The organism is Thermonema rossianum DSM 10300 (assembly GCF_000426825.1).
In the GTDB taxonomy this organism is placed as follows: domain Bacteria; phylum Bacteroidota; class Bacteroidia; order Cytophagales; family Thermonemataceae; genus Thermonema; species Thermonema rossianum.
The window spans coordinates 1-13403 of record NZ_AUGC01000011.1 but is presented as its reverse complement, the minus strand read 5'-3'; the positions used below and the strand labels follow the sequence as shown (position 1 = coordinate 13403).

The 13403-nt window shown below is 50.3% G+C and carries 9 protein-coding genes and 1 tRNA gene; 5 read left to right on the top strand and 5 right to left on the bottom strand.

Features of this window, described 5'->3' with window-relative positions; translation table 11 throughout:
• Positions 1–51 precede the first annotated feature (51 nt).
• Positions 52–1287 (top strand): homoserine dehydrogenase, encoded by a 1236-nt coding sequence (locus K384_RS08550; protein ID WP_051633267.1) that lies wholly within the window; start codon positions 52–54, stop codon positions 1285–1287.
• Between the two features lie 103 nt (positions 1288–1390).
• Here the strand turns inward: K384_RS08550 and K384_RS08545 are convergent, their stop codons facing one another.
• The 4 genes from K384_RS08545 to K384_RS08530 all read right to left on the bottom strand — a co-directional run bounded on the left by K384_RS08545 (position 1391) and on the right by K384_RS08530 (position 5429).
• Positions 1391–3028, bottom strand: a complete 1638-nt coding sequence (locus K384_RS08545; protein ID WP_038031433.1) for a CTP synthase — start codon at positions 3026–3028, stop codon at positions 1391–1393.
• Positions 3029–3107: 79 nt separating this feature from the next.
• Positions 3108–3629, bottom strand: a complete 522-nt coding sequence (locus K384_RS08540; RefSeq protein ID WP_038031430.1) for an NADPH-dependent FMN reductase — start codon at positions 3627–3629, stop codon at positions 3108–3110.
• Positions 3626–4402 carry an SDR family NAD(P)-dependent oxidoreductase gene (locus tag K384_RS13410; protein WP_051633266.1) on the bottom strand — a complete coding sequence of 259 codons (777 nt, stop codon included), beginning with the start codon at positions 4400–4402 and terminating at the stop codon, positions 3626–3628. The genes K384_RS08540 and K384_RS13410 overlap by 4 nt, the downstream gene beginning before the upstream one ends.
• A 91-nt stretch (positions 4403–4493) precedes the next feature.
• Complete coding sequence (locus tag K384_RS08530) at positions 4494–5429, bottom strand: 1-aminocyclopropane-1-carboxylate deaminase/D-cysteine desulfhydrase (protein WP_084147181.1); 936 nt, start codon at positions 5427–5429, stop codon at positions 4494–4496.
• On the opposite strand from K384_RS08530, the gene K384_RS08525 reads away from it, so the two are divergent.
• From K384_RS08525 to uvrC, 4 genes are read left to right on the top strand one after another with little or no spacing between them, the layout of a single operon-like run.
• Entirely contained in the window at positions 5410–6435 is a 1026-nt protein-coding gene (locus K384_RS08525) for an RluA family pseudouridine synthase (RefSeq protein WP_038031428.1), read from the top strand. The two genes, K384_RS08530 and K384_RS08525, sit on opposite strands and share 20 nt — an antisense overlap.
• A gap of 44 nt (positions 6436–6479) precedes the next feature.
• Positions 6480–8666, top strand: a complete 2187-nt coding sequence (porW, locus tag K384_RS08520; protein WP_038031426.1) for a type IX secretion system periplasmic lipoprotein PorW/SprE — start codon at positions 6480–6482, stop codon at positions 8664–8666.
• 25 nt (positions 8667–8691) lie between these two features.
• The gene (locus K384_RS08515; protein WP_051633265.1) at positions 8692–10944 is read left to right on the top strand and encodes a penicillin-binding protein 1A; all 2253 of its coding nucleotides are present in this window, start codon (positions 8692–8694) and stop codon (positions 10942–10944) included.
• A gap of 3 nt (positions 10945–10947) precedes the next feature.
• A complete protein-coding gene (uvrC, locus tag K384_RS08510; RefSeq protein WP_038031424.1) occupies positions 10948–12771 on the top strand; it encodes an excinuclease ABC subunit UvrC in 1824 nt (607 codons plus the stop codon).
• Between the two features lie 332 nt (positions 12772–13103).
• Here the strand turns inward: uvrC and K384_RS08505 are convergent.
• Positions 13104–13178: transfer RNA gene (locus tag K384_RS08505), tRNA-Val, on the bottom strand.
• Between the last annotated feature and the right edge of the window lie 225 nt (positions 13179–13403).

The following is a 13403-nucleotide window of genomic DNA, read 5'->3' as shown; positions in this document are numbered from 1 at the left end:
ACATTTTCACTTACCACCCATGTCTTTCTTTTGTTATAAATTCAACCGGCTATGAGTGATATTCCTGTTCAAATTGGATTGTTTGGTTTTGGTTGCGTGGGGCAAGGGTTTTACCGTATCTTTCAGGAGCAACAAAGTGAAATACAGGCTCAAATACGCAAGATAGTAGTAAAGAACCCCAACAAAGAGCGTCCCATTGCTACCGGCAAATTTTATTTTCAAGCACAAGACATACTCAACGACCCTGCCATCAGTTTGGTAGTGGAGGCTATTGATGATGCCGAGGCGGCTTATCTTATTGCCAAAACGGCATTACAGTCGGGCAAGCATGTGGTCAGTGCCAATAAAAAGATGGTGGCGCTTTACGGACGCGAATTGCGTGCCTTGGCAAGCAGCCGGCAACGCGCCTTCCTTTATGAGGCAGCCGTAGCCGGAAGCATACCCATCCTGCAGCTGCTGCAACACTATTACCGCTATGACCACATCGAATGGTTGCGCGGCATCATCAACGGCTCTACCAACTTTATCCTCAGCAAGATGCACAACGAAGGGGTTGCCTACGAAGCTGCCCTGCAGGAGGCGCAAGCCTTGGGGTTTGCCGAATCGGACCCCACCTTGGATGTTGAAGGCTTCGATGCCGGCTATAAACTCAGCATCTTGCTGCATCATGCCTTTGGCATAGAGGTATCGCCGGAGCGGCTTTTACGCGAGGGCATTCACCGCCTCGACCCGCTGACTACCGGCTACTGCGCACGAAAAGACTACCGTATAAAGCTGCTTGCCCAAGCGTATGAGCGTGGCGACGGCAGCGTTACTGCCTTTGTACTCCCTGCCCTTTTGCCTGTTCAGGACCAGCTGGCAAGCGTAGAGCAGGAAGAAAATGCCATAGAAATAGGCTTACGCCATGCCCACCCGCAGTTGTTGCGTGGCAAAGGCGCCGGCAGCACCCCCACCGGTGCCGCCGTGATGGCAGACGTGGCGCGCGTATTGAAAGGGTATGTAGCCACCGGCAAAGTGAATATGAAGCGCTATTTCTATGAAGAAGAGGTGCTTCCCTTGTGGGTAAGCGGCAACGGCAGCGCCCGCCGGCTGCTGACGCATTTCCCCTTTCATGAGCTGCACGCGCATATAAGCGATGCCCGCGGCTTTGCCTTCGAAGGATATGCCCGCTACGACCAAGTGCGCGACTTCCTGCAGGCACACCCCGGCGCAGGTATCTTTGTGGCACACCACCCACAGCTCACACAACACAAAGTGAAGCAAGCGGGCGCCCTGCTGCCTGTGTAGAAGGCGGGACAAACAAAGAAGGCATGCGGCAAAGGAAGCGTCTTCCTTGCTTGACATGCCTTCTTACTTATGCTTGCTTGCTTTGAAAATACTATCCCCTTCTTTATGCAAGCACCTCGCCGGTGCGGGATTGTGCATAGCTGCGCGCCGCCTGCACAAACTTCATAAACAGCGGATGCGGGTTCATCACCGTGCTTTTCAATTCGGGATGAAACTGCACAGCCACAAACCAAGGGTGGTCTTCTATCTCCACGATTTCTACCAGGTTCTTGTCGGGGTTGATGCCGGTTGCACGCATACCGTGTTTTTCAAACAATTCACGGTATTCATTATTGAACTCATAGCGGTGGCGGTGGCGCTCACTGATTTTTGTTTTGCCGTATGCCTGATAGGCTTTGGAGCCTTTCTCCAGCACGCAAGGATAGGCTCCCAAGCGCATGGTTCCCCCTTTGTCCTGAATATGCTTTTGTTCTTCCATCAGGTGAATCACCGGATGAGGCGTTTCGGGGTTTACCTCCGTGGTGTGGGCGCCTTCCAAGCCTGCCACATGACGGGCAAATTCCACCACGGCACATTGCATTCCCAAACAGATACCAAAAAAAGGCACTTTGTTTTCGCGGGCATAGCGCACTGCCAATACCTTGCCTTCGATGCCCCGCTCGCCAAAGCCCGGTGCTACCAGGATGCCGTCCAAGCCGGACAGCTTGCTTTCTATATTTTCTTCGGTGAGGTGGTCTGACTGCACCCAGCGGATGTTCACTTTGCACTCATTGTACGCGCCGGCATGTACGAAAGCTTCTACAATGGATTTATAGGCATCGTGCAGCTCTACATACTTACCCACCAAACCTATGTTGACCGAAGAAGTGGGGTTTTTCAGCTTGCCCAAAAACTGTTTCCATGCTTCCATGTCGGGCTCGCGCTTGTGGGGCAGCTTGAGTTTGATGAGCGCCCGCTCATCGAGTTTTTCCTTCAGCATCAACAAGGGCACATCATATATGGTATCGGCGTCGATGGCTTCAATCACCGAATTGATATTCACATTACAGAACAGGGCTATTTTTTTTCGTATTTCGGCAGGAAGGGGATATTCTGTGCGGCAGACGAGTATATCGGGCTGAATACCTGTTTGCAGCAGTTCTTTGACCGAGTGCTGTGTGGGTTTGGTTTTTAATTCGCCCGCCGATTTCAAATAAGGCACCAAAGTAAGATGCACAACCAGCGAGTTGTTGGCACCTACCTCCCAACGGAACTGACGCAGTGCTTCCAAAAAAGGAAGCGACTCGATGTCGCCTACACAGCCCCCTATTTCGGTAATGATGATATCGTAATTGCCCGTTTCGGCAAGCTTACGGAAGTTGGCTTTGATTTCATCGGTAATATGAGGCACCACCTGCACGGTTTTGCCTAAATAAGCCCCTTGGCGCTCTTTGGTAATGACCGAATGGTAAATGCGCCCTGTCGTCACGTTGTTGGCTTGCGAAGTAGGGATATTCAAAAAACGCTCGTAATGCCCCAAGTCCAGGTCTGTCTCGGCACCGTCGTCGGTCACGTAGCACTCGCCATGCTCATAGGGGTTGAGCGTGCCCGGGTCCACGTTGATGTAGGGGTCGAACTTTTGAATGGTCACCGAGAAGCCGCGTGCTTGCAGCAGTTTCGCCAAAGAAGAAGCAATGATGCCTTTGCCTAAGGAAGAAGTAACGCCACCGGTTACGAAGATGTATTTTGTTTGCGTGCCCATAATGGTTATATGCTTATGAAGGTTGTATTTCTACCACTATGGGATGCGAAGTTACGCAACTTCGTAAGGAAGTACAAATTTAGCGCAGCAAGGCATCGATTTGCATGCTCAACAGTTGGTTATAAAACGGATGGGTAATCTTTCCTTCTTGCAAGTACCGGTCTATCTGCATCAACTTTACCCTGACCCCTACCACGTCGGCATGCAGGTATGAAAAAATATCGTTCAGGTGACTGAGCGCCAAAGCGCCCCCTTGTATGCCGGTAGAGACACCTACCAATGCAATGCGCTTGCCTTCCAAGCCACTGGGATAAGGGAAGCCGTCCAAAAAAGCCTTCAATACACCGGGAAAAGAGCCGTTGTATTCGGGCACGATGAACACCAAGCGGGAAGCAGCCAATAAGCGGTCACGCACACGGTTGAATTGCTCGTTCTTGCCTGCATGCTCATAAAGTGCCGTTGCAATAAAATCAGGCGGCAGTTCGGTCAAGCGTATAATATCGGCAGTTTGTCCTCTCTCATTCAGCAAGGCGGCATAATAGGCGGCTACCTGTTCCGAAACGGCTTCTTTGCGGTTGGTTCCTACAACAATTCCAATCATTGTTTTTTCAATGTTCTTTGATTTAAGAGCCGCCGCGCATAGGCGGTATATAAGCGCATAAAAAATTCGTACAAAAATACGGGGATTGTGATGCAATAAAAAAGCCTTGAAGGGAAAATCCGCCTTTTCCCCCGGCTTATCCCCCGCAATATAGCTTTAACCACCTGTGTGGCACTTTGGTTGGGAAAAAGCAAGGGGCTTTGAGCCGCATTGAAAAAGCGCGTGCGCGTGGCTATGGGATACACCAGCGTGAGGCGGCGCTCACCCTCTGCCCACAGTGTTTGCGCCCAGCGGTGCAAAGCTGCCTTGGTCGCTGCATACAGGGCATAGCCCGGAATACCCAAAAAAGCCATGGAAGAAGCCGTGATGCACAACCTGACCTCGGGAAAAAGCCGCAACAGCTGTCCACTCATATACATCACGCCGCCGGCATTGAGCATCAAAAGCGACTCTATTTGTTGCCAACCGGGTGCATCGAAACGTCCATAAAGAGCAACCCCCGCATTTAAAAATACCACATCGGGCGCCCGGGATGCCTTACGCAGGTGTTCGAGCAGGGCTTCACAACCTGCCCGTGTCGAAAGGTCGGCTTGCAAAATGTGTACATGGCTACTCTGCGTGCGAAGTGTTTCCAGTGTTTCGCGCTTCACATCTACCAACAGCATGGAAGCGGCCACCGGCAGTAAGGCTTTGGTGAGGGCGTAGCCTATACCGGAAGCAGCACCGGTAATCACCACATGTTTTCCGTTAAAAAAAGGATAGGTACGGGACATGGCATAAATAAGCTGTGCTCATCAAAATACGCAATTTATGCCTAAGTCACCACAAAGCCGGCCTATGTTTTTTCACTCAAAATCAAATAAATCACTCATGTTCTACCCTTAAGCCCCCCGTATGAATTAACAAGACACGGCTGCCGGACGGGAAATAACCTTTTTCCACTTCGGCAAAGAAAGCATAAAACATTTTTGCAGAATACACATGTTCTATGGGCACTGAAGGATATTGCCGCTGCCAATCTTGCATAAAAAGGCGCAGTGCTTCGGTTGTCTTGGCATAGCCGCGATGGGCGTAATCTGTCCATATCTCGAAATTTTGCGTATGGTGCCCGGCATAGGCTTCTTGCAGGCGCTTTACCTCTTCATAAAGGAAAGCGCCACCTTTGAGCACCGACACCCCTATTAGCTTTTGGTGTGCCGCGGCAGCCAATGCCAAGCCCGCAAGTGTGCCACCTGTGCCGCATGGCAACAAGATATAATCGTAAGCAGAACTCCATTCGCCCGGCAACTCCATGCATCCCGGCACTGCATGCACATTGCTGCCGCCTTCGGGCACAAGAAAAAAGTCGCCAAAGAGAGCATGCAGGTGTTCAATAAATGCGGAGCTGTGCTTTTGCCGGTAATCCGCACGGCTGACGAAATGCAGCTGCATGCCGGCTTCTTCGGCAAAGCGTAAAGTGCTATTGAGCGGCTCTACCCGCTCGCCCCGTACTATGCCAATGGTTTCAAATCCCAACAACTTGCCTGCGGCCGCCGTGGCATACAGGTGGTTGGAATAAGCACCGCCAAAAGTAAGCAAGCGTCTTTTACCCTGCCGTGCTGCTTCCATCAGGTTGTATTTCAGCTTCAACCATTTGTTTCCCGAGATTTGGGGATGCAGGCGGTCTATGCGCAGCACCTCTGCCCGTATGCCCCGGCTTGCCAGGCGGTCATCCGGCAACGGCTGCAAGGCACTTTGCGCAAATTCTTGTAAATTTACCTTTTCAAAAAAGTTGCTGACTATGCAAGACAAGTCATTCATGGAAGAAGAAGAGTTGGATTTGTATGAGCACCACAAAATCATTGTGGATAAAGGGCAAAAGCCGTTGCGTATTGACAAATACCTGATGGAACGCTTGGCCAATGCCACCCGCACAAAGATACAAAATGCCATTCATGCCGAGTTTGTAAAGGTGAACGAAAAGGCGGTAAAGCCTAATTATAAAGTGCGCCCCCTGGATGTCATCACCGTGTGCCTGCCCGAGCCACCGCGTGTCGATGAGATTATCCCTGAAAACATTCCCCTCGATATCGTATATGAAGACGAAGACGTGCTGGTAGTCAACAAGCCGGCAGGCATGGTGGTGCACCCCGCCTATCAAAACTGGACAGGCACCCTGGTCAATGCCCTCATGTATCATTTTGAAAACTTGCCTACTTCTCAAAACGGGGCATCGCGCCCCGGCTTGGTGCACCGCATCGACAAGGACACCTCCGGCTTGCTGGTGATAGCCAAAACCGAACTGGCCATGACCTTTCTTGCCAAGCAGTTTTATGATCACAGCATAGAGCGGAAATATTATGCCCTGGTGTGGGGCGTGCCGGACCCGGCCGAAGGCACCATAGCCAACTATATCGGACGCTCGCCCAAGGACCGGCGTGTGATGACCGTTCTCGATGAAGGGGAAGGCAAATATGCCGTGACTCACTACAAGGTGATAGAAGACTTGCGCTATGTGTCGTTGATTGAATGCCGCCTCGAAACAGGACGTACCCACCAGATACGCGTCCACATGCAACACTTGGGGCACCCCCTTTTCAATGACGCCACTTATGGCGGTGACAAAATATTGCGGGGCACTTCGTTCAGCAAATACAAACAGTTTGTAGAAAACTGCTTCGCATTGCTTCCCCGCCAGGCATTACATGCTGCCAGCTTGGGCTTTGTGCATCCACGTACCAAAGAAAAGCTGTATTTTGAGCAGCCGTTGCCCGAAGATATGCAGGCGGCTCTCGACAAATGGCGCCGCTATGTGCAATATGAATAACTTGCTGTATCATTTTTGCTTATGATTCGTTGAATAATGTCGAAATGAAAGTATCCGGATTGCTTCATTGGCTTGTTTGTCTTGGTGCGGGGCTCTTGTTTTGGCGATGCAGCCCCGAATCCACCGGACCCGTCGCGCGTTTTTATCACAATTTAAATGCGCACTATAACGGCTATTTCCTTGCCAAGCAAAGTCTTGACAGCGTGGAATATGCCATCTTTCGCAATCGTCAAGATCATTACCTGCGCCTACTGCCCGTATATCCGGAAGTAGATACCAATCAATTGAAGCAGTATGAAACCACACTCAAAGACTGCATCAAGAAAGCTGCTTTTGCCATTGAACGCCACCCCAATAGTGAATGGACAGACTGGGCTTATCTTGTAGTAGGCAAAGCCCGCTTTTACCTGCGTGACTACGAAAATGCCATCAGCACTTTCAAATACTTGAACGCAGAAAGCAAAAATGCCTTGGTGCAAGACCTTGCCCTTACGGAGCTCATACGTACCTATGCCACCATAGGCGAAATGCAAAATGCCGAAACCGTAAAAAACTACTTACGCAAGCAGGGCATCGAAGCAGAAGCCTTGAAAGAGTTTTATCTGGCTCAGGCTTTTTACTATCAGAAAAACCGGGACACCCTGCGTACGCTCAAAAGCCTGGACTTGGCTCTTCCCCTACTCAAAAGTAACCCTTACCGCGCCCGCCTGCACTATTTGCAGGGACAACTGTACCAACAAGCCAACGAGCGCAACAAAGCCTATGAAGCTTTTGAAGAGGTGCAAAAGCACCGCCCCGACTACCTGCTCTCTCTTATGGCACGTTTGCAAACCCTGTTGCTTGCCGACTTCCGCAAGGTGGCTTATGCCAAAGTGGAAAAGCAATTTGAACGATTACTCAAAGACGAGAAAAACATCGAATACCGGGGCAATATTTACTACACCCGCGCACAGTACTGGCTCTACCGTCAACGCCCCGAGGCGGCCAAAGAAGATTTTAGCCGTGCGGCACAGCTAAGCCAAGACCCTCTTTATAAAGCCTACAGCTATTTGTTCCTGGCTCGCCTTCATTACGAAGAGCTTAAAAAATACAGGGCAGCACAGGCCTATTATGACAGCACCCTGCAATTTCTGCCCAAAGACGAGCCACTCTACGACAACATAAAACGCAGAAGCAAAGTACTCAATCAATTTGTAGAGTACATAGAAACCATTGAGTTGGAAGACAGCTTGCGGCTATGGGCACAGAAAGAAAAAAGCATGAGCCCCGAAGCCTTCGATCAAGAACTTTCACAGGTACTTACGCGGCAGGTACGCAAGCAAATGGAAGAAGAAGAGGCACGTAAGAAGGCTCTGCAACAACAAAGCATTCAACAGGGCAGCAGCCTGCAAGAGGCCATCAATCAACAGGGCAGCGGTATTTGGTATTTCGATGACCCCTTGGCAGTGGCTAAAGGGAAAAGTGCTTTCCGGCAAAAATGGGGCAACCGTCCACTTTCTGACTACTGGCGCGTATCTTCCAAGGCGTCTTCATATCCCATAGATGAAAGTTTGTCTGTGCCTGCTACCCAAGCGGCCACTACCGACCCCGTGGCTTTGCAAGTGGAAGCCCTCAAAGAAGAGTTCTTGAAAAAGCTGCCCCGTACCGAACAGGCTTTGGCTGCCTCACATCAACGCACACAGAATGCGCTGTTCAACTTAGGAAAGATTTATCAGTTTCAACTGCTGGAACCACAAGCAGCCGACCGCCACTATCGTGAGTTGCTGGAGCGCTACCCCCAAACGCCCTTCCGGGAAGAAGTCCTTTATTTGCGCTATTTGATTTACAAAGACAAAAACCCAACGCTTGCCCAAGCGCAAGTGCAGGAGCTGCGGCGCGCCTACCCGCAAAGTATTTATCTTAAACTCATAGACGACCCCAATTATTACCAAAAGATGCAGGCGCAAGCCGCCGAGGTAGAAGCGCTCTATCGTGAAGCCTTTCTTTATTATGAACGAAAACAGTATGCCAAAGCGTTGGAGAAGCTGGAGCAACTGCAAAAAGAGTTTCCTGAAAACCACCTGCGCGAGAAAGCAGACTTTTTAGTAATTTTATGCAGCCGCGCACTCAAAAAAGCCGAATGGCAGGACTTAGCACAGCGCTTTTTGCTCTCTCATCCCAAAAGCGCCTTTACCAAACTCGTAGAACAAATGCTTGCACAAACAGGCTCATTACCGGCAAACACACCATAAAAAAAACTTAGAAACCGTAAAATCTATGCGCATAGTATTGGAAAACGGCAAATATAAGCGCTATATCAAAGCCATCTGGATTCTTTTTGTATTGGCTGTATTCGGCAGTGCACTTTTTATCTGGGCTGTCAGCGTTAATTTTTTAGGCTTATTTGGCGAGCTTCCCTCGCTGCAAGCCCTCGAAAACCCACGCAGTGAGCTGGCTTCGGAGATTTACAGCGCCGACGGCAAACTCATGGGCAAACTTTACCTGGTCAACCGCATACCGGTTGAGTACGAAGAAATTTCGCCCTATGTCATCAATGCGTTGATTGCAACCGAAGACGTGCGCTTCGAAAAGCACGCCGGTGTGGACCTCAAAGGGCTGGCTCGTGTGTTCTTTAAAACCATTTTATTGGGACAGCGGGAATCAGGCGGTGGCAGTACCCTCACCCAACAGCTGGCAAAAAACCTGTTCGAAACCCGCGCCAAGGAAAGTCTGGGACCGCTTGCCCGCGTGCCGGGGCTGCGCATGCTTATCATCAAAGCCAAGGAGTGGATTACGGCTGTGCGTTTGGAACGCAACTACACCAAGCGCGAAATCATTACCATGTACCTCAACGAAGTGAGCTTCGGACACAACGCCTTTGGCATAGAAGCAGCTGCCCGCACTTTCTTCAATAAGTCTGCAAGTGACTTGGATGCCATTGAAGCAGCCACACTTGTCGGCCTCTTGCAGGCCCCTTCGCGTTACAGCCCGGTGTCCCATCCGGAGGCCTGCCGCCAACGCCGCAATGTGGTGCTGGGGCAAATGTACAAGTACCAATTCCTCGATAAAGACACCTACCGCAAAGCCATAGCCTCACCGGTGAAGATAGACTACCACCCCGACAACCCTGGCGAAGGCATAGCCCCTTATTTCCGTGCCGAAGTGCGCGAGTTCATGAAACGATGGGAAAAAGAGCGCGGACTGCCTGAAAACAATTTCTATACGGCCGGTTATAAAATTTACACCACCATCGATTCGCGCGTGCAAGCCTATGCCGAACAAGCCATGGCAGCACACATGAAAGAGCGGCAAAAGCGCTTCGATCAAGTGTGGAGCCGGCGCGACCCCTGGTATAACGTACCCGGCTACTTGGAACGTATTGCGCGGCAATCGGAGCGTTACCGTACCCTTAAACAACAATATGGCGATGATGAAGAAGCCATTTTTGCCGAAATGCGCAAGCCGGTGCCCATGACTGTTTTTTCTTGGGAAGGCGAAAAGGACACCCTCATGAGTCCCATGGACTCTATTCGTTATTACAAACGCTTCCTGCACGCCGGCTTTCTGTGTGTGGAAGCCCAAACGGGCAAAGTGCGGGCATGGGTAGGTGGCATCAACTTCAAGCACTTCCGCTATGACCACGTCAAGCAGGGGCGGCGCCAACCGGGCTCTACTTTCAAACCTATTGTGTATGCCACTGCTATCGATATGGGCTATACCCCCTGCTACGAGATGGTGGACCGGGAAGTAACCTTTGGCGACTGGAGCCCCAAAAACAGCTACGGTGGCTTCACCGGAAAAAGCTATACTTTACGCGAAGCCTTGGGGCGCTCCATCAATACCATTGCTGCCCAGCTCATTATGGAAATCGGCGTGCAAAATGTAGTTAAGTTTGCCCGGCAATTGGGCATTACCAGCCCCTTGGACCCCGTAGGTTCCTTGGCTTTGGGATCCAGTGCCGTCACACTTTATGAGCTGTGTCAAGCCTATTCGGTCTTTTTGAACCAAGGCAAGCGCATCGAACCTATTTACATTACCCGCATTACCGACCGCAATGGTAAGGTCATAGAAGAATTTGTGCCGGATGCCCGCGAAGTCATGAGCGAAGAAAAAGCCTATATGATGCTTCACATGTTGAAGGCAGCTCTGGAACCAGGCGGAACCTCCGTGCGCCTGCACAGCTATGGCATTACCCGCAACAACGAAATTGGTGCAAAAACCGGTACCACGCAAAACCATGCCGACGGTTGGTTTATGGGCGTTACCAAAGATTATGTGGCGGGTGTATGGGTTGGCGGCGACGACATGCACATACGCTTCCCTTCCATCATCGACGGGCAAGGTGCCGTGCTGGCACTTCCTATTTGGGGCAACTTCACCAAAGCCATTTACGAGGATAAAAACATTCCTTATAAACCCGGTTATTTCCCCCGCCCCGCTCAAATCAGTGTAGAGCTTGATTGTAAAAAGCTGCGCGAAGGCACCAGCGATAAAATCAAAATTGAGATCATAGACGAAGAAGCCCTGTAGGCCATGAGCAACACAGGCAAAGCACATATAGAAGAAACGCTCAGACTCTTGCCCGACGAGGCAGGAGTCTATCGTTTTTATGATGCCGGCGGCAAGCTGCTTTACGTAGGCAAAGCCAAGTCCCTGCGCAAGCGGGTACGCTCCTACTTCAAGGCACCGGAGCAGCTCAACCGCAAGACACGACGCCTGGTGCAACAAATCGACCGCATAGAATATACCGTGGTGCCTTCCGAGCAAGATGCCCTGCTGCTTGAAAACAGCCTTATCAAGAGCCATCAGCCCAAATACAACATCCTGCTCAAAGACGACAAAACCTACCCCTACATTTGTATCACGGAAGAAGACTTTCCGCGCATATTGACCACCCGGCGGCTGGACCAATACCGTGGCGAATACTTCGGTCCTTACGCCCGGGCAGGTGACATGTATGAGCTTTTAGACCTGCTCAAGCAATTGTTCACGGTGCGCTCATGTCACTTGCCCCTTACCCCCACAGGCATTGCACAGGGTAAGTTTGCTGCCTGCCTGGAGTATCACATAGGCAACTGCCAAGCCCCCTGCGAAGGAAAACAAAGCCGCGAAGACTATCGCGCCGACATAGAACAGGTGCGCCGTGTGCTGAAAGGACAAATATCGGAGGTGAAGACGTTCTTTGAAGAAAAAATGCTGGCAGCGGCGGCTGAACTACGTTTCGAGGAAGCGCAGTTTTGGAAAGAAAAAATAGACAAGCTGCAAGTATTCCAACAAAAGCGTACGGTGACCAACCCTAAATACGGCGATTTGGTGGTGATTGTACTCAACAAACCCCAACCCGGCAAAGCTTATGCTTGCTTTTTTTACATACGTGAAGGTGCCATCATCCACACCGAAACATTTGCGGTGCAGTGCCCATTAGAAGACACCGAAGCCGAAATAGCCGAGCGTGTCTATGAACAAATGAAAATCAAGTACCGTTTCGAAGCACGGGTGCCTGTACTCAGCAATTTGGAAATACACGGTGAACAGTTGCAAACCCAAGTCCCCCAAATTGGGGACAAACGCCGTCTTATTGAAATGGGCTTGCATAACATATACCTCTTGCGCAAAGAAGAACTGAAGAAACAGGGCAAGCGGCAAGAGAAGAAAAACCAAGCGCTCATAGAGCTACAAGATGCCCTGCAATTGCCACAGCTTCCACGGCGCATTGAATGCTTCGATAACTCCAATATACAAGGACAACACCCGGTAGCTGCCATGGTTTGCTTCATCGACGGCAAACCGGCAAAGAGTGAGTACCGCAAGTTTCACATCAAAACGGTGGAAGGTCCCGATGATTTTGCCTCGATGCGCGAAGTGGTCTACCGGCGTTACAAGCGGCAAGTCGAAGAAGGGGGCGAGCTGCCTCAGCTCATAGTCATCGATGGTGGAAAAGGACAACTCAATGCTGCCCTCGATGCTTTAAAAGCACTGAACCTGGCAGTTCAGATACCAACCATAGGCATAGCCAAGCGACTGGAAGAAATCTACCGTCCGGGCGATAAGTACCCCCTGCATTTAAGCAAAAAGTCACCGGCCCTCCGTCTGATTCAACACCTGCGTGACGAAGCGCACCGCTTTGCCATTACTTTCCATCGTGACAAAAGAAGTAAAGAAAGCTTTGAGTCGGTCTTGACCCAAATTCCCGGAGTTGCAGAAAAAACAGCTCAAAAACTGCTGCAACACTTCCGCAGCGTTCAAGCCGTCCGCGAGGCATCCGAAGAAGCACTCGCGCAAATAGTAGGTAAAAGCAAAGCGCGGCAAATCCATCGCTTTTTTCACTCCACGCCCCCGCAAGCCTCTAAACAATAAAGAAGAGAGGTATGCGGAAAACCAAGTCGTTTCTTTGCAGCCCTGTTGCTTTGAGCAAAAATGCAACAGGGCATCTCGAACGGAGTGCAGGCGCAGTGAACAATCCCATTCACACCGGGCATGCTTATTTTGCCATATCGAACGAAGTGAGACGTCCCGCCAAACCAAGCCTTTTTTCCTAAAAAAATAGGTTTCCCGCTAATGCTCGAAGTAACAAAGGGTAAAAACTCGAAATGACAAGGCAAGAATGAACGGCAGGGCAACTTTTAAAAAAATAAGAAACGATAGCATAAATAAAACAAAAAAAGCGGCATCGTTGATACCGCTTGTCGTGGGTTCTGCAGGATTCGAACCTGCGACCCCCTGCTTGTAAGGCAGGTGCTCTGAACCAACTGAGCTAAGAACCCTTTTGCTCAAATGCTGATGCAAATATAGAGCAGTGTATCATATCATGCAAATATTTCTTTAAAAAAATTTGGGCAGGCATGACTAACACCTGCCCATTTTTTTGATTCACAAAGCGTTAGTTATTCTTCCTCTTCACTTACTTCTTGCCGTACTTCTTTTACCTCAAGGATATCTTGTACCGGGAAAGGCTCACCTACTACTCTGTAGCTCTTCGGCTCGCATAT